The organism is Vibrio stylophorae (assembly GCF_921293875.1).
In the GTDB taxonomy this organism is placed as follows: Bacteria; Pseudomonadota; Gammaproteobacteria; order Enterobacterales; family Vibrionaceae; genus Vibrio_A; species Vibrio_A stylophorae.
The window spans coordinates 2,610,983-2,632,102 of sequence record NZ_CAKLDI010000001.1 but is presented as its reverse complement, the minus strand read 5'-3'; the positions used below and the strand labels follow the sequence as shown (position 1 = coordinate 2,632,102).

Here is a 21,120-nt window from a genome sequence, read left to right as displayed (position 1 = left end):
CTTAAGCGCTTAACTGTGTTTGAAATGCATTTTCAGCCGCTTCAAGTTCTTCTTGTGCGCCCATCCAATCCATCTCAATTTCTTCAAGCGCCTGCTTGCATTGCGTTTGCGCGCTGAGCACTTGGCTTAATTTCGCCTTGTTTTCTGCTTGATAGAGACTGGTATCGAGCAGTTGATTTTCAAGCTCAGCCAATTCGGCGTTGAGCTTGTCCATTTTGCTTTCGGCTTGCTGAATGATCTTACGCAGCGGCGCTGTGGATTGACGGTGTTCCGCTTCTAAGCGCTTTTGCTCTTTACGCGAAACGCTGGGTTTATCTGCTTGTTCAGTTTTGGGTTGCTCTGCTTGGCGCTGTTCGCGTTTTTGTTGGAGCAGCCATTGATAGTAATCATCGAGATCGCCATCAAAAGGCATCACTTGCTGGTTATCCACTAAGTAAAGATCATCAGTGGTGGCACGCAGTAAGTAGCGGTCATGGCTGACGATGACCATGGCCCCTTCAAAGGATTGCAGCGCTAGTGTAAGCGCTTGGCGCATATCCAAATCCAAGTGGTTGGTCGGTTCATCGAGCAGTAGCAAGTTGGGCTTTTGCCAGACAATTAAGGCCAATACCAAACGCGCTTTCTCACCACCGGAGAATGGGCGCACGATGGATAGCGCTTGATCGCCGTTAAAACCAAAGCAGCCCAAGTAATCACGCAGTTGTTGCTCGGTAGCTTCCGGCGCCAAGCTCATCATATGCGCCAATGGCGTATCGTCTAGGCGCAAGGTTTCAAGTTGGTGCTGAGCAAAGTAGCCAATTTTCACGCCCTGTGAGTAGGTACACTCACCGCCCTGCGCTTGGATCTCGTTGGCGAGCAGTTTAATTAGCGTTGATTTACCTGCACCGTTACGGCCGAGCAAGCCAATACGCGAGCCGGGAACCAAGTTGAGGCGAATCTTTTGCAAAATCACGCGATCGCCATAACCGGCGGCGACATCATCCATCATCAAAATAGGATTGGGCAGCGCGGCAGGCTCGCGAAATTGAAATTGGAATGGGTTGTCATATTGCGCTGGCAATACACGTTCCATTTTTTCTAGGGCTTTTAAGCGGCTCTGCGCTTGGCGCGCTTTACTGGCTTTATAGCGGAAACGGTCGATATAGCTTTGCATATGGGCAATATCGCGCTGCTGCTTTTGAAACTGCGCTTGTTGCTGGGCGAGTTTTTCAGCACGCATCACTTCAAAGCTAGAGTAGTTGCCACCGTATTCATTGAGCTGTTCATGCTCAATATGAATGATGCGCTTGACGATAGGGTCGAGAAAGTCGCGGTCATGGGAAATGAGTACCAGTGTGCCGCGATAGCTTTGTAGCCAACGCTCAAGCCAAAGCACTGCATCCAAATCCAAGTGGTTGGTCGGTTCATCAAGCAGTAATAGATCGGAGCGGCAAAGGAGTGCTTGCGCCAAGTTCAAACGCATACGCCAGCCACCGGAAAATTCGGTGAGGTGCCAATCCATTTGCTCTTGTGCAAAACCAAGGCCAGCCAGCAGCTCAGCGGCGCGTGAGCGAATGGTATAGCCGCCAATGGTTTCTATCATGCCATGCAATTCGGCTTCTTTGGTGCCATCACCGCTCTGTTGCGCAGCTTCCAAATCACGCTCTAGTTGGCGGTACTCGCGATCACCATCAATGACGTATTCCAGCGCTGAGCGTTCAAGCGCCGGTGTTTCTTGGGCAACCCAAGCCACAGCCCAATGATGCGGTACGCTGATTTCACCTGCATCGGTGTGCAATTCGCCCTTAATTAAGGCAAAAAGCGACGATTTACCGCAGCCATTTTTTCCCACCAAGCCTACTTTATCTCCAGGCTGAATGGTTGCTGTGGTGTGGTCGAGTAGGGCACGGCCACCGCGAAGCAGTTGAATGTCAGAAAAACGAATCATAGGGCTCTCATAGAAAATTATGCTGGCGGCATATTAGGCGGTTGTCGCGATCTTGTCGATATGTGCAAAAGCATGGCGTGCTTACAATTCTGGTAAGTTGTCGATATAGTTATAAAAGTGCTATCAAATTGTAATCAATTGGAATTCGCGAACTTAATGCTCGGCAAAGGAGTGGCCGTCATTTCATGCTGAAAATATTGATCATCTATGCCCATCCCGATCCGCAAGCCTCACAGGTCAATCGCCTAATGTTGGCGCAGGCTGCGGCGTTATCGCATGTTACCGTGCATGACTTGTACGCTTGTTATCCTGACTTTTTTATTGATGTAGCGCGTGAGCGCCAACTGCTGAACGCCCACGATCTCATTGTGTTTCAGCATCCCCTCTATATGTATTCCTGTCCGGCGCTCCTGAAAGAGTGGTTTGATGTGGTATTGACTAAGGGTTATGCCCATGGTGACCAAGCGGCCTTGGCCGGGAAGATTTGGCGCTCAGTGATCACGGCTGGCGCGGCTGAGAGCGCCTTTAGTCAGTCGGGTTATAACCGCTATCCCTTAGAAGATATCTTGCAGCCTTTTGAGCTCATCGCCGCGCTTTGTCAAATGCAATGGCAACCACCACTAGTGCTTTATTGGGCAAGAAAAGCCGCGGCTGCCACGCAACATCAGCATGCGAAAACCTATCGACAGTGGTTAGAGCAGCCGTTGCTCGATGATCAGAGTTCAGTGGAGATGCACCATGAGTGAGTCGCTGATTGTGCTTGGGTTATTGCTGCTGGTTGCCGCTGTGGTCGCTGTACCCTTAGCGCAGCGTTTGGGGCTGGGCGCAGTTTTGGGGTATCTGCTGGCGGGCATGGTGATCGGTCCTTGGGGTATGGGCTGGGTTGGTGATGTGGATGCCATTTTGCACTTTTCAGAATTTGGCGTCGTACTGCTGCTTTTTTTGATTGGCCTTGAGCTTAATCCTCGAAAATTGTGGCAGATGCGCCGTCCTATTTTTGGTTTGGGCGGCGCGCAGGTTGGACTGACCACGCTTGCGATTGCTGCGGTGATTTGGCTGGTGTGTGAGGGGCTGGCATTGCGCTGGCAAACCATACTGGCGATCGCCATGGGCTTGGCGCTCTCCTCAACCGCCATTGGTATGCGTTTAATCGAAGAGCGTAACTGGGGGCAAACCGAAACAGGGCAAGCGGGATTTGCGGTGCTGCTGTTTCAAGATATCGCGGTGATCCCCATGCTTGCGCTGCTGTCACTTTTGGCTGGCAGTGGTGATATGCATTGGTTAGTCCTAGGCTATAAGTTTTTTGCGGTACTGGTCGTGCTGGTGGTGGGGCATTTCGCATTGCTGCCATTATTGCGTTACGTGGTGCGCAGCCAAGTGCGTGAGCTGTTTACCATGACCACTTTATTGTTGGTGATGGCCATGGCTTTTGCCATGCAATACCTGGGGTTATCCATGGCCTTGGGTAGCTTTTTAGCTGGGGTGCTACTGGCTGATAGTGAGTTTCGTCATGAGCTAGAGATCACCATCGAGCCCTTTAAGGGATTGCTCCTGGGTTTGTTTTTTATCTCTGTGGGTATGGCGGTGCACCTCAATGTGTTGTGGCAGCAGCCCGTGGCGATTTTATTGGCGGTCACGGCTTTGCTATTGCTAAAAACCCTGCTGCTTTATCTATTGGCGTATTTGATGGGGGTGGCGGCCAAAGCACGCAGTCAATTGGCGATGCTGCTGGGACAGGGCGGTGAATTTGCATTTGTAATGTTTACAGCGGCCTATGGTCAGCAATTGTTGTCGCAATCTCAGCTTAATTTTTTGCTGGTGGTGGTGAGCTTATCCATGATGACCACACCGCTTCTATTACGCTTGCAACAGCGCTGGTATGCACGGGATTTAAATCCGCAGTCCAGTACACATGAGCAAGCGGTGCCGGATCGTCAGCCGCGGGTGATCATTACCGGCTTTGGTCGTTTTGGCCAAGTGGTGGGGCGATTGCTCTTTGCCAATAAAGTTCGCTTGACCATTTTAGAGCGCGATCCGAGTCAAATCGAGTTGCTGCGCCGTTTTGGCTATAAGGTTTATTTTGGTGATGCCAGTCAAGTGGACTTGATGCGCGCTGCCGGCGCACAAACCGCAGAGGCGATTGTCATTTGTACGGCAGATCCTGAATTGGTGATAAAGATTGTTTCCGTATGTCAGCAGCATTTTCCACATTTGCGAATTTTAGCGCGCGCTCGCAGTCGCGTGGAGGCGTACCAGTTGCTCAACCTTGGGGTTGATCATTTTGCCCGTGAAACCTTAAATAGTGCCTTGGATTTGGGGCGAGAGGCTTTGGTGACGCTCGGCATGCATCCCTACCAAGCGAAGCGCGCAGAGTCGCATTTTAAAAAATTGGATGCGCAGATGCTGCGTGAACTATTACCGCGTCATACCGATAGCAAGCTTGATGCATCACGTTCACGTGAAGCGCGTTTGGAGCTTGAAGAGCTATTTGCCAGAGAGATGGATTATGAGCGCGCCCAGCATAAACAATGGGAGTAGGGATGAGGACTCGATTTATCGCGGGCGCAGTGTGTCCGCAATGTCAGCAGCGCGATAGTATTGCCCTTGAGGATAAAGCAGGCGCGCAGCGGGTATTTTGTGTGGCTTGCGATTGGCAGCAGCAGTCTGATGCGCTGGATGAAAGTACAAAAGGGCAAGTGACGTCGTCATCACTGATTGCAAGATTTGATCTCAACAAGCCATCATCGCAATAGCAATCTGTAATGAGAGTGGCTATCATATCGCCTGTTTTATCAATCCATGACTGCTGGAGACACCATGAAGGTCAGCAAAAATACTGTGGTAAGCGTTGCTTATCTACTTAAAGACGATGAAGGTCATATGATTGACCAAGCTACCGTTGATGCACCATTGGATTACCTACACGGTCATCAGAACATGGTGGTTGGCTTTGAAAAAGCATTGGAAGGCAAAGCGCAAGGCGACAAATTTAGCGTAACGCTAGCGCCTGAAGAAGCATACGGCGAATACATCGACGAGATGGTTCAACGTGTACCAGCGGCTGTATTCCAAGGCGTTGAGCAAGTTGAAGTGGGTATGCGCTTTATGGCGGATACTGACCAAGGTCCAATCGCAGTTGAAGTCACTGAAGTAGACGGCGATGATGTGGTTGTTGATGCGAACCATATGTTGGCTGGTCAAACGCTACACTTTGATATCGAAGTTGTTGCGATTCGCGAAGCAACTGAAGAAGAGATCGAGCACGGTCACCTTCACCAAGGTGGTGGTTGCTGTGGTGGTCACGGTGGTTGTGGTGATCACGACCATGGTGATGACCATGAATGTTGTGGCGGCGGCGGTTGCTGCAGCGACGACGAGCCAAAAGAAGAAAAAGGCGGTTGTGGTTGCGGTTGCAGTCACTAAGTCTGATCTTTTGCGTCAAAAAAACCGAGGCCATGCCTCGGTTTTTTTATGGTGGATTACCGCCAGAGATTGCGATCAATAATGCGGCGGTGGGGTTTCATCGCGCTCACTGGCAATTTGCGAAGGACTCATCGCTTTGACTTTGCCCACCATAAATTGCATTTGCACACGCATTTTTTCCAGCTGAGCTTGCTGTGCAGTGATGGCTTGATTGAGATCGTCAATCAATTGATCTTGAAAGGCTAACTTACATTCCAACTCATCAATACGAGTTAGTAGGTTTTGTTCATTCATGGTTGAGGTCATCACTTTTCCACGCTTCAATAAATCCAGCAGAGCTTGCACTAATCACATCGCCCTGTGGCGTGATGGCGACATCATACACTACTGCACTTGGTGGACGGGTGTCTTTTTGTGCGGTGGCTTCCCATTGCGCTAAGCGCTCACCGGTTTTGGTTTGCCACAAGGAGACGCGTCGTGATTGCGCGCCTGTCACCAAATAATCACCATCGTCTGAGAAACGAGCACTAGCAAAGACCAGCTGGCGCAGTCGAGATTTAAGCTGGCTATAAGCTTTACCTGTTTTGAGTGACCAAATGGTGGCGCCTTTGCCGCTATCGGCGGTAAAGGCATAGAGGCCATCTCGCTGCAGCGCGACGCGATTGACGCGCGTATCATGCTTAAATTGGTAGATGGCTTGGCCAGTTTCGGTGTCCCAAAAATAGGCCATACCATCGTCACCGCCAGAAAGCGCATAGCGGCCATTGGCCGAAAGTGCCACGCTGTTGACAATTTCTCGATGGGCAAGGAACTCCATGCGTCTGCCAGTATCTAAGTTAACATAGATGGCTTTGCCATTGGTGAGACCAAGCAGCACTTGTTGACCGTCACTACTGAGATCAACAGCGCGAATCGCCCCATCGGAGATTGACCATAAACCTGTGGCGGTTCCCCAGGCGAGGTCCCAAATGGCAAAATTATCTTGGCTTGCGGTAATGGCGTAACGCAGGTTGTCGCTGATATCAATTTGAATCACGCGGCTTTTGTTTTGATCCTGCGCGCCCAGTTCGGCGGCAATTTTGTTCTCTACAAGATCCCACAACACCAATTGTTGTTGGCTTGAATAGAGGAGGGCAAAACGGCCATCGCGACTTAAGGCGACGCTACTGGCACCTTCGGGTGCCACTTGCCATGTTTGCAGGGCTTGATTTTGCCAGCAACCTGCAATGAGGATGCTGATACTGAAAAGCAATATCCGTGAGATAATTCGCATTAAGCTGGCATCCTTCTGATGGGATTTTTACATCAGCATGTTAACTTGATATACCGTGGTTTTCATCTTTCAAGCGGCTTGCGATAGCAAAGGAGTGAGCCCTTGCAAAAAAATGGAGTAGTGAATGAAATCTGTATTTAAAGTCTCATGCCTAGCGGCTGTGATTTTGGCCACTTTGGGTTGCCAAGATAAAGAAGCAGAAGCGAAGACAGCAACCGAAGCACCTGCGGCGCAGGTACAACAAGTGGCAGCAACTTCTTCAGCTGCGGCGGCAACTGAGTCGGCGCAATTTGCCAACGAAGATGACAAAATTTCCTATGCACTTGGCGTGTCTATGGCCAAGTACCTGATTGAGAATGCATCTCGCCAAGAAGAAATTGGTATCAACCTAAATCAAGATATTATTTATCAAGGTGTTCAAGATACCTTTGCTGGTAAATTGAAAATGTCTGATGAAGAAGTGCAAACCACTATCATGGCATTCCAAGAGCGCGTCAACGCAGCGGTTCAAGCTGAACAGCAGAAGAAAGCAGAAGCTTTCCTTGCGAAAGCAGAAGCGACTGAAGCCACTGGTAAAGCATTCCGCGATGAGTTTGCAAAACAAAAAGGTGTGGTTACAACCAAATCTGGCTTGATGTATAAAGTGATCAAGCAAGGTGATGGCGCAAAACCGACTGCCGCCGATAAAGTAAAAGTGAACTACGAAGGTAAGTTGGTCGACGGAACCATTTTTGATAGTTCTTATCAGCGTAACGAGCCAATCACTTTCCCATTGAATGGCGTTATCCCTGGTTGGACTGAAGGTCTTCAATTGATGAACGTTGGTTCAACCTATGAGTTGGTGATTCCACCTCAATTGGCCTACGGCATGCAAAATAGCCCACAAATTCCAGCAAACTCAACTTTGGTGTTTAAAGTTGAACTATTGGGTGTGAATCCAAACGCAAAATAAGCGCTGAATGGATTGATCATGCGGCGGTGAAAATGCCGTAAATTGTTAGTAAAGACTCAGCCTGTGGGCTGGGTCTTTCTTTTTTTTTATTAAATTCTGATAAACTTGCCGAAAATTTTTGAATTGCGCGATTGCGCGCTCGGCAAGGCGGGCTGACATGTCTGAAAGCGATATCCTTATTAATGAAACGATGATCGAAGAATCCTTTATCGATGCTCGTAACTTTTCTGAAGATGATCATCAAATTTTGCGCTCCTATAGCGCGGTAGTCGATGGCCTCGCTACGCTGATTGGTCCCTTCTGTGAAATTGTGTTGCACTCTTTGGATGATCTGAATAAGTCCGCAATTAAAATTGCCAATGGCGAAAATACGGGGCGTCAGGTGGGCTCGCCCATTACCGATTTAGCTTTGCGTATGTTGCGTGATATTGAAGGCTCTGAGCGTAATTTTTCTCGCGCCTATTTTACCCGCGCCAAGGGTGGTCAGTTGATGAAATCGATCACCATTGCGATTCGCAACCGTCATGACCTGATTATTGGTTTACTGTGTATCAATATTAACTTGGATGCACCTTTTGCTCAGATTCTGCAATCATTGGCACCGACGCAAACCACGCAATCGACCGCTTCTGTGAACTTTGCCAGCGATGTAGATGAGCTGGTTGACCAAACCGTGGAGCGCACCATTGAAGAGATCAATGCTGACAAGACGGTCTCAAATAATGCGAAGAATCGACAAATCGTGATGGCACTTTTTGATAAGGGTATTTTTGATATTAAAGATGCTATCAACCGTGTGGCCGATCGTCTCAATATCTCCAAGCACACTGTCTATCTTTATATTCGTCAGCGTAAAACAGAGGACGCTTGCGAGTGAGTTTAAGTTACGCCCTTGTGGTTTCAGGTCCAGCCTATGGCAGCCAAGCCAGTCACAGCGCATTGGCTTTTGCACAAGCTGTGGTTGCTCGTGGCCATCAATTAGTCCGCGTCTTTTTCTATCAAGACGGAGTGTATAACGCTTCCAGTTTAAATCTACCCGCCAGTGATGAATTTGATGTGGTTGCGGCATGGCAGGCTTTAGCGCAGCAGACCAACTGTGAGTTGATCACCTGTGTTGCAGCAGCACTGCGTCGAGGGATTGTTTCTGAGCAAGAAGCGACACAAGCGAATCTAACTGAGCACAATCTCGCTGATGGTTTTAGCCAAGGTGGTTTGGGTGTGCTGGCTGAGTCTTTGCTTGATTGCGACCGTGTGATTCAATTTTAAAATGGGTATCTGATGACTGCGCCACTTGGTTTTTTAATTACTCAACCGCCGCATGGCCGTAGTAGCGGTCGTGAAGGTCAGGATGCGATCCTGGCGACCTCTGCGATGAGTGAAAATCTTCGTGTTTTCTTTTTTGGTGATGGTGTTTGGCAGCTACTCAAACAACAGCAACCAAAGGCGATTCAATGTCGTGATTATATTGCGACCTTTAAGTTGTTCGATCTGTATGAGATTGAGCAATGTTATATCTGTGCTGAATCGCTGGCTGAGCGAGGCTTAAGCCTTGATGATTTAATTGAGATGCCAGCGACAGTGATGGCGATGGATGTGATGCAACAAAAGATGACGCAATGTCGCCATATGGTGAGGTTCTAATGCTGCATATTGTCACCCAATCACCTTGGCAGGGCAGTGCCTTACAACAATGTAGCGCACTTTTAACGCGCGATGATGTGCTGCTACTTACACAAGATGGCGTCTATGCCGCGATAGCCGATCAAGCTCTGCACCTTGATCTTCTGGATCTTTGCCACCATTGTTATGCTCGAGAGGCTGATGTGCTGGCCCGTGGTTTGCGCGATAAAATCGCCCCACAGATCGCGGTGATCGATGATGAACAGTGGGTTCAATTGACGGAAATACACACACCCGTCATCACTTGGTAAGTCTGTGAATTGGCTCATTTGGCCAAGCAAGAGTACAAATTGTCGGCGATTTGTCGCGAGATTGTCGCTGTATATTTCTTGACACCCCCTGCCCACAAGCCTAAAATTTCGCGTCCCTCTATATGAGGGATCTTTTCATGTGTTTTAAAGAAATACTTCTAGGAGCTATTTAATGGCAACAATCAACCAGTTGGTACGCAAACCACGTGCAAAGGTCGTTGAGAAAAGCAACGTTCCTGCACTAGAAGCGTGTCCACAGAAACGTGGTGTATGTACTCGTGTATATACCACTACTCCAAAAAAACCGAACTCAGCATTGCGTAAAGTATGTCGTGTTCGTCTGACCAACGGTTACGAAGTAACCTCTTACATCGGTGGTGAAGGCCACAACCTGCAAGAGCACAGCGTTGTACTTATCCGTGGCGGTCGTGTTAAAGACTTGCCAGGTGTGCGTTACCACACTGTTCGCGGTGCACTTGACTGTGCAGGTGTAAATGACCGTAAACAAGGTCGTTCTAAGTACGGTGTGAAGCGTCCTAAGTCTTAATGGATTCCGTTAAGTAAGGCCAAACACTAATTTGTTAAAATTTTGAAGAAACTGAAAAGTTTTGGATAACCTGAAGAAGACAACGGAGAATATCCATGCCACGTCGTCGCGTTATTGGTCAGCGTAAGATCCTTCCAGATCCTAAATTCAAATCTGAATTGCTGGCAAAATTTGTCAACATCGTTATGGTTGACGGTAAAAAGTCTACTGCCGAAAAAATCGTTTACGGCGCACTAGACATCATGGCTGAGCGTTCTGGTAAAGAGCACCTAGCTGTATTTGAAGAAGCACTTGAAAATGTTCGCCCAGCGGTAGAAGTTAAATCTCGCCGTGTGGGTGGTTCTACTTACCAAGTTCCTGTAGAAGTACGTCCGGTTCGCCGTAACGCACTTGCTATGCGTTGGATGGTAGAAGCTGCGCGTAAGCGTGGTGAGAAATCAATGGCGCAACGCCTAGCAGCTGAAATGCTAGACGCGTCAGAAAACAAAGGTACTGCGGTTAAGAAACGTGAAGACGTTCACCGTATGGCCGAAGCGAACAAAGCGTTCGCTCATTACCGCTGGTAATGCCCCTAAGCGCAGCCCTTGGGCTGCGCTTTACCCCATTCTAAAATCTAAGGCAAACCTTAGTAAGAGGATACAACTGTGGCTCGTAAAACTCCTATCGAGCGCTACCGCAACATCGGTATTTGTGCTCACGTGGACGCCGGTAAAACCACCACAACTGAGCGTATCCTGTTCTACACTGGTGTGAACCACAAAATTGGTGAGACGCACGATGGTGCCTCTACCATGGACTGGATGGAACAGGAGCAGGAGCGTGGTATCACCATCACTTCTGCTGCCACCACGACTTTCTGGCGTGGTATGGATCAACAGTTTGAAGAACACCGCATCAATATCATCGACACCCCTGGACACGTTGACTTTACCATCGAGGTAGAGCGTTCATTGCGCGTGCTTGACGGTGCCGTGGTTGTTTTCTGTGGATCTTCAGGTGTTGAGCCTCAGTCCGAAACGGTATGGCGTCAAGCCGATAAGTATGAAGTGCCACGTTTGGTGTTCGTCAATAAGATGGACCGTGCCGGTGCCGATTACCTTCGCGTCATCAACCAAATTAAAGACCGCCTTGGTGCAAACCCAGTGCCAATCCAATTGAACATTGGAGCCGAGGATGAGTTTAAAGGTGTGATTGACTTGATTAAGATGAAGACCATTAACTGGTCTGAAGAAGATCAAGGCACCACCTTTAGTCATGAAGATATTCCAGCAGAACTACTAGCTGAAGCCGAAGAGTGGCGTACCAATCTAGTAGAAGCTGCCGCTGAAGCTTCAGAAGAGCTGATGGACAAATACCTTGAAGAAGGTGAGTTGTCTGAAGCTGAAATCAAGCAAGGCCTACGCCAGCGCACGCTGAATAACGAAATCGTACTTGCCACATGTGGTAGTGCGTTCAAAAACAAAGGCGTACAGGCTGTACTTGATGCGGTGATTGAATTCCTGCCATCGCCAACGGAAGTGAAAGCGATCCGTGGTGAAGATATGGATGGCAATGAGTTGATTCGTCATGCTGATGACAATGAACCATTTGCAGCTCTTGCATTCAAAATCGCAACTGACCCATTCGTGGGTAACCTGACATTTATGCGCGTATACTCTGGTGTTGTGACATCAGGTGATGCGGTATATAACTCAGTGAAAGAAAAGCGTGAACGTCTTGGTCGTATCGTTCAGATGCACGCCAATAAGCGTGAAGAGATCAAAGAAGTACGCGCCGGTGACATCGCTGCTGCGATCGGTCTAAAAACCGTGACCACAGGTGACACCCTATGTGATCAAGACCATAAAGTGATTCTTGAGCGCATGGAATTCCCTGAGCCAGTGATTCAAATCGCGGTTGAGCCTCGTTCACAGGCTGACCAAGAGAAAATGGGTATCGCGCTAGGTAAACTAGCGGCAGAAGATCCATCATTCCGCGTTGAAACTGATGGCGAAACCGGTCAAACCTTGATTTCAGGCATGGGTGAGCTTCACCTTGACGTAATCGTTGACCGTATGAAACGTGAGTTCAGCGTTGAATGTAATGTGGGTAAACCACAAGTAGCTTACCGTGAGACTATCCGTGGTAAGACTGAAGTTGAAGGTAAATTCGTTCGTCAGTCTGGTGGTCGCGGTCAGTTCGGTCACGTATGGCTGAAGATTGAACCATCTGAGCCAGGTGAAGGTTTTGTCTTTGTTGACGAAATCGTTGGTGGCGCTGTACCAAAAGAGTACATCGGTGCCGTATCTAAAGGTGTAGAAGAACAGATGAACAACGGTGTGCTTGCGGGCTATCCGGTGCTTGATGTAAAAGCTACCCTGTTTGATGGTTCTTACCACGATGTTGACTCGTCAGAAATGGCGTTTAAGATCGCGGGTTCAATGGCATTCAAGAAAGGTGCGCTCCAAGCAAATCCTGTTATTCTTGAGCCAATGATGAAAGTTGAAGTAACAACACCGGAAGATTGGATGGGTGATGTTGTGGGTGACTTGAACCGTCGCCGCGGCATGATCGAAGGTATGGATGAGGGCCCTGCGGGTCTGAAAATTATTCGTGCTCAAGTGCCACTATCTGAGATGTTTGGTTACGCAACTGATCTACGTTCAGCAACGCAAGGCCGCGCTTCATACTCTATGGAGTTCTGCCAATACGCTGAAGTACCGAAAAACATTGCAGACTCAATTATTGCAGAACGCTCTTAATTGAGAATGGAATGGGCGCCGTTGTTGCGGCGCCTTGATAACGACTTCTGATGCATTTTTACAAAGGTAAAAATGTTTCTTAACTAGGAAGGAACACGATCGTGTCTAAAGAAAAATTTGAACGTACGAAACCGCACGTTAACGTTGGTACTATCGGCCACGTTGACCACGGTAAAACTACTCTAACTGCAGCAATCTGTACCACTCTTGCAAAAGTTTACGGCGGTGCCGCTCGTGACTTCGCATCAATCGATAACGCTCCAGAAGAGCGTGAGCGTGGTATCACCATCTCTACTTCACACGTAGAGTATGACACTCCAACTCGCCACTACGCGCACGTAGACTGCCCAGGGCACGCCGACTATGTTAAAAACATGATCACTGGTGCGGCTCAAATGGACGGTGGTATCCTAGTAGTAGCAGCGACTGATGGCCCAATGCCACAGACTCGTGAGCACATCCTACTTGGTCGCCAAGTTGGTATCCCATACATCATCGTATTCATGAACAAATGTGACATGGTTGATGATGAAGAGCTTCTAGAGCTAGTTGAGATGGAAGTACGTGAACTTCTATCTGAGTACGATTTCCCAGGTGATGATTGCCCAGTAATCATGGGTTCTGCTCTAGGCGCACTAAACGGCGAAGAGCAATGGGAAGCGAAAGTAATTGAACTAGCAGAAGCGCTAGACAACTACATCCCAGAGCCAGAGCGTGCAGTTGACATGCCGTTCCTTCTACCAATCGAAGACGTATTCTCAATCCAAGGCCGTGGTACAGTAGTAACTGGTCGTGTTGAGCGCGGTATCATCACTGTTGGTGACGAAGTAGCGATTGTTGGTATCAAAGAGACCGCAACTACTACTTGTACTGGCGTTGAGATGTTCCGTAAACTTCTTGACGAAGGCCGTGCAGGTGAGAACGTTGGTGTTCTTCTACGTGGTACTAAGCGTGACGAAGTTGAGCGTGGTCAAGTTCTTGCTAAGCCTGGTTCAATCACTCCACACACTACTTTCACTTCAGAAATCTATGTACTTTCTAAAGATGAAGGTGGCCGTCATACTCCGTTCTTCAAAGGCTACCGTCCACAGTTCTACTTCCGTACAACTGACGTAACCGGTACTATCGAGCTACCAGAAGGCGTTGAAATGGTAATGCCTGGTGATAACGTATCAATGACAGTAACTCTAATCGCGCCAATCGCGATGGACGAAGGTCTACGTTTCGCTATCCGTGAAGGTGGTCGTACTGTAGGTGCGGGTGTTGTTGCTAAGATCATCGCTTAATCGTTGATTTTAATAACACCGAAAAAGGAGGCTTAGGCCTCCTTTTTTATTATTTGCAATATTCCATAGTGTGAGCTGGCAAGCGTTTTGATTAAATTAGCAGCAGGGCTTGCATCATCGCTTTGAATATGTATAATACCGCCCACTGCCGACATCTTACGGCAGTGGTGTGAACCTATGAGCATCGAGGAATCACTGGGTTATTAACCCTATATGTATACTCCGCTTATGTTCGCAGTCATAAAATATGACTGACAATGTGCCTAATTTTGGCACTACGGTTTCACATAAACGTCACGTCGTTGCATCGTTAAGATTGTAGCGGCGGTGTTTTTTTGTGTAATTTTTATTTGGAGCTCTGTCTCATGCAGAACCAACGTATTCGTATCCGCCTAAAGGCTTTCGATCACCGTCTGATCGACCAGTCTACTGCGGAAATCGTTGAAACCGCAAAGCGCACTGGCGCTCAGGTTCGTGGTCCAATTCCACTTCCTACTCGCAAAGAGCGTTTCACCGTATTGATCTCTCCGCACGTTAACAAAGACGCGCGTGACCAATACGAAATTCGTACTCACAAGCGTCTAATCGACATCGTTGAACCAACAGAAAAAACTGTTGATGCTTTGATGCGTCTAGACCTAGCTGCGGGCGTTGACGTCCAAATCAGCCTAGGTTAAGGGGGAGATAAGCATGATTGGTTTAGTCGGTCGTAAAGTGGGCATGACCCGCATCTTCACTGAAGAAGGCGTTTCTATCCCAGTAACTGTTGTTGAAGTTGAAGCAAACCGTGTATCTCAAGTACGTACTCTTGAGACTGATGGTTACTCAGCGATCCAAGTTACTACTGGTGCGAAAAAAGCAAACCGCGTAAGCAAAGCTGCAGCTGGTCACTTCGCGAAAGCAGGTGTTGAAGCTGGTCGTGGCTTGTGGGAATTCCGTCTAGAAAACGGCGAGCAATTCGAAGTTGGCGCAGCGCTAACTGTAGAGCTATTTGCTGACGTTAAAAAAGTAGATGTTACTGGCATGTCTAAGGGTAAAGGCTTCCAAGGCGCAATCAAGCGTTGGAACTTCCGTACTCAAGATATGACCCACGGTAACTCTTTGTCTCACCGTGCTCCTGGTTCAATTGGCCAATGTCAAACTCCAGGTCGCGTATTCAAAGGCAAAAAAATGGCTGGTCACATGGGTGCTGAGCAAGTTACTACTCAGAACCTTGAGATCGTTCGTGTTGACGCTGAGCGCAACCTGCTTCTTATCAAAGGTGCAGTCCCAGGCTCAACTGGCGCGAATGTGATCGTTAAACCTGCCGTTAAAGCATAACGTCGAGGAGATAGTAATGGAATTGGTAGTAAAAGGTGCGAACGCACTAACTGTTTCCGAAACTACCTTTGGCCGTGAGTTCAACGAAGCACTTGTTCACCAAGTAGTTGTTGCATTCGCTGCTGGTGCTCGTCAGGGTAGTCGCGCGCAAAAAACTCGTTCTGAAGTGTCTGGTGGCGGTAAGAAGCCATGGCGTCAGAAGGGTACTGGTCGCGCTCGTGCAGGTACAATCCGTAGCCCAATCTGGCGCTCCGGTGGTGTAACTTTCGCTGCGAAACCACAGAATCACAGCCAAAAAGTTAACAAAAAAATGTACCGCGGTGCTCTTAAGAGCATTCTTTCTGAGCTAGTTCGTCAAGAGCGTCTAATGGTTGTTGAAAGCTTTGCAGCTGAAACTCCTAAGACTAAAGATCTAGTTAAGCAACTTAAAGCGCTAGAGCTTGATGAAGTGCTTATCGTAGATACTGAGATCGCTGACAACCTAGCACTTGCTTCACGCAACCTATACAAAGTAGCTGCGTGCGAAGCGACTCAAATTGATCCAGTTAGCCTAATCGGTTTCGATAAAGTGCTAATGACTGCTGCTGCAGTGAAGCAAATTGAGGAGATGCTAGCATGATCCGTGAAGAGCGTTTGTTGAAAGTACTACGTGCTCCGCACATCTCTGAAAAGGCAACTCTGAACGCTGAAACTACAAACACTATCGTGTTTAAAGTAGCGAAAGATGCAACCAAACTAGAGATCAAAAAAGCTGTAGAAAAGCTATTCGAAGTTGAAGTTGATGTTGTTCGTACCCTCGTAGTTAAGGGTAAGACCAAGCGTCACGGTATGCGCCAAGGTCGTCGTAGCGACTGGAAAAAAGCATACGTAACGCTTAAAGAAGGTCAAGACATCGACTTTATCGAAGGCGCTGAGTAGGCTGAGGAGTAGATAGAATGGCTATTGTAAAATGTAAGCCGACTTCTGCAGGTCGTCGCCACTTAGTTAAAGTGGTAAACCCTGAGCTGCACAAGGGCAAGCCTTACGCACCACTTCTAGAGAAAAACTCTAAAACTGGTGGTCGTAACAACAAGGGTCGTATCACTGTTCGTCACATCGGTGGTGGCCACAAGCAACACTACCGTTTGGTTGACTTCAAACGTAACAAAGACGGCATCCCAGCTGTTGTTGAACGTCTTGAATACGATCCAAACCGTAGCGCAAACATCGCTTTGGTTCTTTACAAAGACGGTGAGCGTCGTTACATCATTGCACCAAAAGGCCTAACTGCTGGTGACATGATCCAATCTGGTGAAGATGCAGCAATCAAAGTAGGTAACGCCCTACCAATGCGCAACATCCCAGTTGGTTCGACTGTGCACAACGTTGAACTGAAACCTGGTAAAGGTGCTCAGATCGCTCGTTCTGCAGGTGCTTATGCACAAATCATCGCTCGCGATGGCGCATATGTAACTGTACGTCTACGTTCAGGCGAAATGCGTAAAGTTCTTGCTGAAGGTCGTGCGACTATCGGTGAGGTTGGTAACTCAGAGCACATGCTACGTGAACTGGGTAAAGCTGGTGCTAGCCGCTGGCGTGGTGTTCGTCCTACCGTTCGCGGTGTGGTAATGAACCCAGTAGACCACCCACACGGTGGTGGTGAAGGTCGTACTTCTGGTGGCCGTCACCCAGTATCTCCTTGGGGTATGCCAACTAAAGGCTTCAAGACCCGTAAGAACAAACGTACCGACAAGTACATCGTACGTCGTCGTAACAAGTAATTTAATTTAGAGGATAAGCCATGCCACGTTCTCTCAAGAAAGGTCCATTTATCGACCTACACTTGCTGAAGAAGGTAGAGAAAGCGGTGGAAAGCGGTGACAAAAAGCCTATTAAGACTTGGTCCCGTCGCTCAATGATCATTCCTACAATGATCGGTTTGACCATCGCTGTCCATAATGGTCGTCAGCACGTTCCAGTTTTCGTTACCGATGAAATGATTGGTCACAAACTGGGCGAATTCGCACCAACTCGTACTTATCGCGGCCATGCTGCTGATAAGAAAGCTAAGAAGCGTTAAGGGGTAAATAATGGAAGCTATTGCTAAACATCGCTTTGCCCGCATTTCTCCGCAGAAAGCGCGTCTAGTTGCAGATCTAATCCGCGGCAAAAACGTAGCTCAAGCTCTAGAACTTTTGACTTTCAGCGACAAAAAAGCCGCTGTACTAGTGAAGAAAGTTGTTGAGTCTGCTATCGCAAACGCTGAGCACAATGAGGGTGCAGACATCGACGATCTACGTATCGCGAAGATCTGCGTTGACGAAGGTCCAACCATGAAGCGTATTATGCCTCGTGCGAAAGGCCGTGCCGACCGTATCCTTAAGCGCAGCAGCCACATCACTGTTGTTGTAGCTGATCGCTAATAGGCTAGGAGAGTAAGCAATGGGTCAAAAAGTACATCCTAATGGTATTCGTCTTGGCATCGTTAAGCCATGGAATGCTACTTGGTTTGCTAATAGCCAAGATTTCGCTGACAACCTAGACGGCGATTATAAAGTACGTCAATTCCTTACTAAGGAATTGAGCAAAGCATCAGTATCTCGCATTGTTATCGAGCGTCCAGCTAAGAGCATCCGTGTGACTATTCACACTGCTCGTCCTGGTATCGTTATCGGTAAGAAAGGCGAAGACGTAGAGAAACTACGTACTGCAGTATCTAAGATCGCGGGCGTTCCAGCTCAGATCAATATTTCTGAAGTACGTAAGCCTGAACTGGACGGCAAACTAGTTGCTGACAGTATCGCTTCTCAACTAGAGCGTCGCGTAATGTTCCGCCGTGCAATGAAACGTGCAGTACAAAACGCAATGCGTCTAGGCGCGCAAGGTATCAAAGTAGAAGTAAGCGGCCGTCTTGGCGGTGCTGAAATTGCTCGTACCGAATGGTATCGCGAAGGTCGTGTTCCACTACACACACTTCGTGCTGACATTGATTACGCAACTTCTGAAGCTCACACCACTTATGGTGTAATTGGTATTAAAGTTTGGATCTTCAAAGGTGAAGTTCTAGGTGGTATGCCAGTTGAAGAGCAAAAGGCTGACAAGCCTAAGAAGCAGCGTAAAGGCCGTAAATAAGGAGTCTAGCGATGCTGCAACCTAAACGTACTAAGTTCCGTAAGACTCATAAAGGCCGTAACCGCGGTCTTGCTAAGGGTACTGAAGTAAGCTTCGGCGAATTCGGTCTTAAAGCAGTGGGTCGCGGTCGTATCACTGCGCGCCAAATTGAAGCGGCTCGTCGTGCTATGACTCGTCACATTAAACGTCAAGGCCAAATCTGGATTCGTATCTTCCCTGACAAACCAATTACTGGTAAGCCTTTGGAAGTTCGTCAAGGTAAAGGTAAAGGTAACGTTGAGTATTGGGTAGCTCAGATCCAGCCAGGTAAAGTTCTTTATGAAATGAATGGCGTTTCTGAAGCGTTGGCTCGTGAAGCATTTGATCTTGCTGCACGTAAGCTACCTATCAAAACTACTTTCGTAACTAAGGCGGTAATGTGATGAAAGCACAAGAGCTTCGTGAAAAAAGCGTTGAAGATTTGAACGCTGAATTGTTGAATCTTCTACGTGAACAGTTCAACTTGCGTATGCAAGTTGCTACTGGTCAGCTTCAGCAAACTCACACGCTGAAGACTGTGCGTCGTGACATTGCGCGTGTTAAAACCGTTCTGAAACAGAAGGCTGGTGCATAATGAGCGAAACTATTCGTACTTTGCAAGGTCGAGTAATTAGCGACAAGATGGACAAGTCTATCACTGTTGCAATTGAGCGTAAGGTGAAACACCCTCTTTACGGTAAGTACATCAAGCGTACGACCAAATTGCATGCTCATGACGAGAACAACGAGTGTGGCCTAGGCGACCTAGTTGAAATCGCAGAGTGTCGTCCACTGTCTAAGACTAAGTCTTTCACATTGGTTAAGGTTGTTGAAAAAGCACGTATCTAATTGATACCGAAGTTTTTTCAATAAAAGTGATAAGCGGCCTTAAAAGGCCGCTTATTTTTGTCTACCCATCTCACAAAAATAGTGTTATTATTCGCCGCCCTTGTAATAAGGCAGCCCGACCCGAGATGGGTCTAGATGTAAAACTAAGCGGAGCACTAAAATGATCCAAATGCAAAGTAGGCTGGACGCAGCGGATAACTCCGGCGCGCGCAGCGTAATGTGTATTAAGGTTCTGGGTGGCTCTCACCGCCGTTACGCCCATGTTGGCGACATCATCAAAGTTACCGTTAAAGAAGCAATTCCACGCGGTAAAGTGAAAAAAGGTGATGTACTTAAGGCGGTTGTAGTGCGCACTCGTAAAGGCGTTCGTCGTCCTGACGGCTCTGTCATTCGCTTCGATCGCAACGCTTGCGTATTGTTGAATAACACTACAGAGCAACCGATCGGTACACGTATCTTTGGTCCAGTGACGCGTGAACTACGTAATGAGTTCATGAAGATCGTTTCTTTGGCACCAGAAGTACTGTAAGGAGCGAGAAAAATGGCAGCTAAAATCCGTCGTAACGACGAAGTTATCGTAATTGCAGGTAAAGACACTGGCAAACGCGGTAAAGTAACTAAGGTCCTAGCGACCGGTAAAGTTATCGTTGAAGGTATTAACCTAGTTAAGAAACACCAGAAACCTGTTCCAGCAATGGGTATCCAAGGTGGCATCGTAGAAAAAGAAGCCGCTCTTGACGTTTCTAACGTAGCTATCTTCAACGCGACTACTGGTAAAGCAGACCGTGTAGGCTTCCGATTTGAAGACGGCAAAAAAGTTCGTTTCTTCAAGTCTAATAGCGAAACTATCAAGTAATTTTGGAGTAGTACTATGGCGAAACTGCATGATTTCTACAAAGAGTCTGTGGTTCCTGAGCTTGCTAAGCAGTTCGGTTACAATAGCGTCATGCAAGTCCCAAGAATCGAGAAGATTACCCTGAACATGGGTGTCGGCGAAGCGATCAACGACAAAAAGCTTTTGGAAAATGCTGTTCTTGATATGACAGCGATCTCTGGTCAAAAACCATTGATCACCAAAGCTCGCAAGTCTGTTGCTGGCTTTAAGATTCGTGAGGGCTACCCTATTGGCTGTAAAGTAACCCTACGTGGCGAGCGTATGTGGGATTTCTTTGAGCGTCTAATTTCAATTGCTGTTCCTCGTATTCGTGACTTCCGCGGTCTAAGCGACAAGTCTTTCGATGGTCGTGGTAACTACAGCATGGGCGTTCGCGAGCAGATCATCTTCCCTGAAATCGACTACGATAAAGTCGATCGCATCCGTGGTCTTGATATTACTATCACCACTACTGCGTCTTCAGATGAGGAAGGTCAAGCTCTGCTGGCTGCCTTTAACTTCCCATTTCGTAAGTAAGGTTAAGGGTTACTGTTATGGCTAAAGAATCAATGAAGGCGCGCGAAGTAAAGCGCGCGAAGCTAGTAGCTAAATTCGCTGAAAAGCGTATGTCGCTAAAAGCAATCATCAGCAACGTGAACGCATCTGACGAAGAGCGTTGGGACGCTGTTCTTAAGTTGCAGACTCTACCACGTGATTCAAGTCCAAGTCGTCAGCGTAACCGCTGTAACCAGACTGGTCGTCCACACGGTTATCTACGTAAGTTTGGTCTGTGTCGTATTAAAGTTCGTGAAGCTTGCATGAAAGGCGAGATTCCGGGCCTACGCAAGGCTAGCTGGTAATCGCCAAC

31 protein-coding genes are annotated in these 21,120 nt (G+C 47.9%); 28 read left to right on the top strand and 3 right to left on the bottom strand.

Features of this window, described 5'->3' with window-relative positions; translation table 11 throughout:
* Position 1: 1 nt before the first annotated feature.
* Positions 2-1,927 (bottom strand): ABC transporter ATP-binding protein, encoded by a 1,926-nt coding sequence (locus tag L9P36_RS12280; RefSeq protein WP_237467368.1) that lies wholly within the window; start codon positions 1,925-1,927, stop codon positions 2-4.
* A 185-nt stretch (positions 1,928-2,112) separates the two neighbouring features.
* Between L9P36_RS12280 and kefG the strand changes: the two genes are divergently transcribed.
* The 4 genes from kefG to slyD all read left to right on the top strand — a co-directional run bounded on the left by kefG (position 2,113) and on the right by slyD (position 5,350).
* A complete protein-coding gene (gene kefG, locus L9P36_RS12275; protein WP_237467366.1) occupies positions 2,113-2,673 on the top strand; it encodes a glutathione-regulated potassium-efflux system ancillary protein KefG in 561 nt (186 codons plus the stop codon).
* A complete protein-coding gene (gene kefB / locus L9P36_RS12270; RefSeq protein ID WP_237467364.1) occupies positions 2,666-4,465 on the top strand; it encodes a glutathione-regulated potassium-efflux system protein KefB in 1,800 nt (599 codons plus the stop codon). The genes kefG and kefB overlap by 8 nt, the downstream gene beginning before the upstream one ends.
* 2 nt (positions 4,466-4,467) lie before the next feature.
* Complete coding sequence (locus tag L9P36_RS12265) at positions 4,468-4,680, top strand: YheV family putative zinc ribbon protein (protein WP_237467362.1); 213 nt, start codon at positions 4,468-4,470, stop codon at positions 4,678-4,680.
* A 64-nt stretch (positions 4,681-4,744) separates the two neighbouring features.
* A complete protein-coding gene (slyD, locus tag L9P36_RS12260; RefSeq protein WP_237467361.1) occupies positions 4,745-5,350 on the top strand; it encodes a peptidylprolyl isomerase in 606 nt (201 codons plus the stop codon).
* Between the two features lie 75 nt (positions 5,351-5,425).
* Here the strand turns inward: slyD and L9P36_RS12255 are convergent, their stop codons facing one another.
* Positions 5,426-5,656: a SlyX family protein gene (locus L9P36_RS12255; protein WP_435532746.1), complete on the bottom strand. Its 231-nt coding sequence runs from the start codon at positions 5,654-5,656 to the stop codon at positions 5,426-5,428.
* Entirely contained in the window at positions 5,637-6,623 is a 987-nt protein-coding gene (locus tag L9P36_RS12250; RefSeq protein WP_237467352.1) for a WD40 repeat domain-containing protein, read from the bottom strand. Before L9P36_RS12250 ends, L9P36_RS12255 begins: the two co-directional genes overlap by 20 nt.
* Before the next feature lie 124 nt (positions 6,624-6,747).
* On the opposite strand from L9P36_RS12250, the gene fkpA reads away from it, so the two are divergent.
* The 24 genes from fkpA to rpsN all read left to right on the top strand — a co-directional run bounded on the left by fkpA (position 6,748) and on the right by rpsN (position 21,112).
* A complete protein-coding gene (gene fkpA, locus L9P36_RS12245; RefSeq protein ID WP_237467349.1) occupies positions 6,748-7,575 on the top strand; it encodes an FKBP-type peptidyl-prolyl cis-trans isomerase in 828 nt (275 codons plus the stop codon).
* Between the two features lie 190 nt (positions 7,576-7,765).
* A complete protein-coding gene (locus L9P36_RS12240; protein WP_435532782.1) occupies positions 7,766-8,452 on the top strand; it encodes a helix-turn-helix transcriptional regulator in 687 nt (228 codons plus the stop codon).
* Complete coding sequence (tusD, locus tag L9P36_RS12235; RefSeq protein WP_237467346.1) at positions 8,449-8,841, top strand: sulfurtransferase complex subunit TusD; 393 nt, start codon at positions 8,449-8,451, stop codon at positions 8,839-8,841. Before L9P36_RS12240 ends, tusD begins: the two co-directional genes overlap by 4 nt.
* A 12-nt stretch (positions 8,842-8,853) precedes the next feature.
* Entirely contained in the window at positions 8,854-9,216 is a 363-nt protein-coding gene (gene tusC / locus L9P36_RS12230; RefSeq protein WP_237467343.1) for a sulfurtransferase complex subunit TusC, read from the top strand.
* Positions 9,216-9,506, top strand: coding sequence for a sulfurtransferase complex subunit TusB (tusB, locus tag L9P36_RS12225; protein WP_237467342.1), 291 nt, complete (start codon positions 9,216-9,218; stop codon positions 9,504-9,506). Before tusC ends, tusB begins: the two co-directional genes overlap by 1 nt.
* Before the next feature lie 172 nt (positions 9,507-9,678).
* Entirely contained in the window at positions 9,679-10,053 is a 375-nt protein-coding gene (gene rpsL, locus L9P36_RS12220) for a 30S ribosomal protein S12 (RefSeq protein WP_237467341.1), read from the top strand.
* A 95-nt stretch (positions 10,054-10,148) separates the two neighbouring features.
* On the top strand, positions 10,149-10,619 hold the full coding sequence (gene rpsG, locus L9P36_RS12215; RefSeq protein ID WP_237467339.1) for a 30S ribosomal protein S7: 471 nt from the start codon (positions 10,149-10,151) through the stop codon (positions 10,617-10,619).
* A gap of 78 nt (positions 10,620-10,697) precedes the next feature.
* Positions 10,698-12,794: an elongation factor G gene (fusA, locus tag L9P36_RS12210; protein WP_237467337.1), complete on the top strand. Its 2,097-nt coding sequence runs from the start codon at positions 10,698-10,700 to the stop codon at positions 12,792-12,794.
* Positions 12,795-12,895: 101 nt separating this feature from the next.
* Complete coding sequence (gene tuf / locus L9P36_RS12205; RefSeq protein WP_237467336.1) at positions 12,896-14,080, top strand: elongation factor Tu; 1,185 nt, start codon at positions 12,896-12,898, stop codon at positions 14,078-14,080.
* A gap of 365 nt (positions 14,081-14,445) precedes the next feature.
* The gene (gene rpsJ / locus L9P36_RS12200) at positions 14,446-14,757 is read left to right on the top strand and encodes a 30S ribosomal protein S10 (RefSeq protein ID WP_237467335.1); all 312 of its coding nucleotides are present in this window, start codon (positions 14,446-14,448) and stop codon (positions 14,755-14,757) included.
* Between the two features lie 13 nt (positions 14,758-14,770).
* The gene (gene rplC / locus L9P36_RS12195; RefSeq protein ID WP_237467328.1) at positions 14,771-15,400 is read left to right on the top strand and encodes a 50S ribosomal protein L3; all 630 of its coding nucleotides are present in this window, start codon (positions 14,771-14,773) and stop codon (positions 15,398-15,400) included.
* A 16-nt stretch (positions 15,401-15,416) separates the two neighbouring features.
* A complete protein-coding gene (gene rplD / locus L9P36_RS12190; protein WP_237467327.1) occupies positions 15,417-16,019 on the top strand; it encodes a 50S ribosomal protein L4 in 603 nt (200 codons plus the stop codon).
* Entirely contained in the window at positions 16,016-16,318 is a 303-nt protein-coding gene (gene rplW / locus L9P36_RS12185) for a 50S ribosomal protein L23 (RefSeq protein ID WP_237467325.1), read from the top strand. Before rplD ends, rplW begins: the two co-directional genes overlap by 4 nt.
* Positions 16,319-16,335: 17 nt before the next feature.
* The gene (gene rplB, locus L9P36_RS12180) at positions 16,336-17,160 is read left to right on the top strand and encodes a 50S ribosomal protein L2 (protein WP_237467322.1); all 825 of its coding nucleotides are present in this window, start codon (positions 16,336-16,338) and stop codon (positions 17,158-17,160) included.
* Between the two features lie 20 nt (positions 17,161-17,180).
* On the top strand, positions 17,181-17,459 hold the full coding sequence (gene rpsS, locus L9P36_RS12175) for a 30S ribosomal protein S19 (RefSeq protein WP_004394525.1): 279 nt from the start codon (positions 17,181-17,183) through the stop codon (positions 17,457-17,459).
* Positions 17,460-17,469: 10 nt separating this feature from the next.
* Positions 17,470-17,802: a 50S ribosomal protein L22 gene (rplV, locus tag L9P36_RS12170; protein WP_237467320.1), complete on the top strand. Its 333-nt coding sequence runs from the start codon at positions 17,470-17,472 to the stop codon at positions 17,800-17,802.
* A gap of 19 nt (positions 17,803-17,821) precedes the next feature.
* Positions 17,822-18,511 carry a 30S ribosomal protein S3 gene (gene rpsC / locus L9P36_RS12165; protein ID WP_237467318.1) on the top strand — a complete coding sequence of 230 codons (690 nt, stop codon included), beginning with the start codon at positions 17,822-17,824 and terminating at the stop codon, positions 18,509-18,511.
* Between the two features lie 11 nt (positions 18,512-18,522).
* Positions 18,523-18,933 (top strand): 50S ribosomal protein L16, encoded by a 411-nt coding sequence (gene rplP / locus L9P36_RS12160; RefSeq protein WP_237467316.1) that lies wholly within the window; start codon positions 18,523-18,525, stop codon positions 18,931-18,933.
* Entirely contained in the window at positions 18,933-19,124 is a 192-nt protein-coding gene (rpmC, locus tag L9P36_RS12155) for a 50S ribosomal protein L29 (protein WP_237467314.1), read from the top strand. Before rplP ends, rpmC begins: the two co-directional genes overlap by 1 nt.
* Complete coding sequence (gene rpsQ / locus L9P36_RS12150; RefSeq protein WP_237467311.1) at positions 19,124-19,378, top strand: 30S ribosomal protein S17; 255 nt, start codon at positions 19,124-19,126, stop codon at positions 19,376-19,378. The genes rpmC and rpsQ overlap by 1 nt, the downstream gene beginning before the upstream one ends.
* Before the next feature lie 160 nt (positions 19,379-19,538).
* Positions 19,539-19,907, top strand: coding sequence for a 50S ribosomal protein L14 (gene rplN / locus L9P36_RS12145; RefSeq protein ID WP_237467309.1), 369 nt, complete (start codon positions 19,539-19,541; stop codon positions 19,905-19,907).
* A 12-nt stretch (positions 19,908-19,919) separates the two neighbouring features.
* On the top strand, positions 19,920-20,234 hold the full coding sequence (gene rplX / locus L9P36_RS12140; protein WP_237467308.1) for a 50S ribosomal protein L24: 315 nt from the start codon (positions 19,920-19,922) through the stop codon (positions 20,232-20,234).
* 15 nt (positions 20,235-20,249) lie between these two features.
* Positions 20,250-20,789 (top strand): 50S ribosomal protein L5, encoded by a 540-nt coding sequence (gene rplE / locus L9P36_RS12135; protein WP_237467306.1) that lies wholly within the window; start codon positions 20,250-20,252, stop codon positions 20,787-20,789.
* A 17-nt stretch (positions 20,790-20,806) separates the two neighbouring features.
* The gene (gene rpsN / locus L9P36_RS12130) at positions 20,807-21,112 is read left to right on the top strand and encodes a 30S ribosomal protein S14 (protein ID WP_237467304.1); all 306 of its coding nucleotides are present in this window, start codon (positions 20,807-20,809) and stop codon (positions 21,110-21,112) included.
* Positions 21,113-21,120: the final 8 nt, after the last annotated feature.

What these genes read in the sequence shown, in the direction of transcription:
- L9P36_RS12280 (WP_237467368.1), bottom strand. Translation starts at nt 1,927, where the DNA reads ATGATTCGTTTTTCTGACATTCAACTGCTTCGCGGTGGCCGTGCCCTA.
- kefG (WP_237467366.1), top strand. Translation starts at nt 2,113, where the DNA reads ATGCTGAAAATATTGATCATCTATGCCCATCCCGATCCGCAAGCCTCA.
- kefB (WP_237467364.1), top strand. Translation starts at nt 2,666, where the DNA reads ATGAGTGAGTCGCTGATTGTGCTTGGGTTATTGCTGCTGGTTGCCGCT.
- L9P36_RS12265 (WP_237467362.1), top strand. Translation starts at nt 4,468, where the DNA reads ATGAGGACTCGATTTATCGCGGGCGCAGTGTGTCCGCAATGTCAGCAG.
- slyD (WP_237467361.1), top strand. Translation starts at nt 4,745, where the DNA reads ATGAAGGTCAGCAAAAATACTGTGGTAAGCGTTGCTTATCTACTTAAA.
- L9P36_RS12255 (WP_435532746.1), bottom strand. Translation starts at nt 5,656, where the DNA reads ATGACCTCAACCATGAATGAACAAAACCTACTAACTCGTATTGATGAG.
- L9P36_RS12250 (WP_237467352.1), bottom strand. Translation starts at nt 6,623, where the DNA reads ATGCGAATTATCTCACGGATATTGCTTTTCAGTATCAGCATCCTCATT.
- fkpA (WP_237467349.1), top strand. Translation starts at nt 6,748, where the DNA reads ATGAAATCTGTATTTAAAGTCTCATGCCTAGCGGCTGTGATTTTGGCC.
- L9P36_RS12240 (WP_435532782.1), top strand. Translation starts at nt 7,766, where the DNA reads ATGATCGAAGAATCCTTTATCGATGCTCGTAACTTTTCTGAAGATGAT.
- tusC (WP_237467343.1), top strand. Translation starts at nt 8,854, where the DNA reads ATGACTGCGCCACTTGGTTTTTTAATTACTCAACCGCCGCATGGCCGT.
- tusB (WP_237467342.1), top strand. Translation starts at nt 9,216, where the DNA reads ATGCTGCATATTGTCACCCAATCACCTTGGCAGGGCAGTGCCTTACAA.
- rpsL (WP_237467341.1), top strand. Translation starts at nt 9,679, where the DNA reads ATGGCAACAATCAACCAGTTGGTACGCAAACCACGTGCAAAGGTCGTT.
- rpsG (WP_237467339.1), top strand. Translation starts at nt 10,149, where the DNA reads ATGCCACGTCGTCGCGTTATTGGTCAGCGTAAGATCCTTCCAGATCCT.
- rpsJ (WP_237467335.1), top strand. Translation starts at nt 14,446, where the DNA reads ATGCAGAACCAACGTATTCGTATCCGCCTAAAGGCTTTCGATCACCGT.
- rplC (WP_237467328.1), top strand. Translation starts at nt 14,771, where the DNA reads ATGATTGGTTTAGTCGGTCGTAAAGTGGGCATGACCCGCATCTTCACT.
- rplD (WP_237467327.1), top strand. Translation starts at nt 15,417, where the DNA reads ATGGAATTGGTAGTAAAAGGTGCGAACGCACTAACTGTTTCCGAAACT.
- rplW (WP_237467325.1), top strand. Translation starts at nt 16,016, where the DNA reads ATGATCCGTGAAGAGCGTTTGTTGAAAGTACTACGTGCTCCGCACATC.
- rplB (WP_237467322.1), top strand. Translation starts at nt 16,336, where the DNA reads ATGGCTATTGTAAAATGTAAGCCGACTTCTGCAGGTCGTCGCCACTTA.
- rpsS (WP_004394525.1), top strand. Translation starts at nt 17,181, where the DNA reads ATGCCACGTTCTCTCAAGAAAGGTCCATTTATCGACCTACACTTGCTG.
- rplV (WP_237467320.1), top strand. Translation starts at nt 17,470, where the DNA reads ATGGAAGCTATTGCTAAACATCGCTTTGCCCGCATTTCTCCGCAGAAA.
- rpsC (WP_237467318.1), top strand. Translation starts at nt 17,822, where the DNA reads ATGGGTCAAAAAGTACATCCTAATGGTATTCGTCTTGGCATCGTTAAG.
- rplP (WP_237467316.1), top strand. Translation starts at nt 18,523, where the DNA reads ATGCTGCAACCTAAACGTACTAAGTTCCGTAAGACTCATAAAGGCCGT.
- rpmC (WP_237467314.1), top strand. Translation starts at nt 18,933, where the DNA reads ATGAAAGCACAAGAGCTTCGTGAAAAAAGCGTTGAAGATTTGAACGCT.
- rpsQ (WP_237467311.1), top strand. Translation starts at nt 19,124, where the DNA reads ATGAGCGAAACTATTCGTACTTTGCAAGGTCGAGTAATTAGCGACAAG.
- rplN (WP_237467309.1), top strand. Translation starts at nt 19,539, where the DNA reads ATGATCCAAATGCAAAGTAGGCTGGACGCAGCGGATAACTCCGGCGCG.
- rplX (WP_237467308.1), top strand. Translation starts at nt 19,920, where the DNA reads ATGGCAGCTAAAATCCGTCGTAACGACGAAGTTATCGTAATTGCAGGT.
- rplE (WP_237467306.1), top strand. Translation starts at nt 20,250, where the DNA reads ATGGCGAAACTGCATGATTTCTACAAAGAGTCTGTGGTTCCTGAGCTT.
- rpsN (WP_237467304.1), top strand. Translation starts at nt 20,807, where the DNA reads ATGGCTAAAGAATCAATGAAGGCGCGCGAAGTAAAGCGCGCGAAGCTA.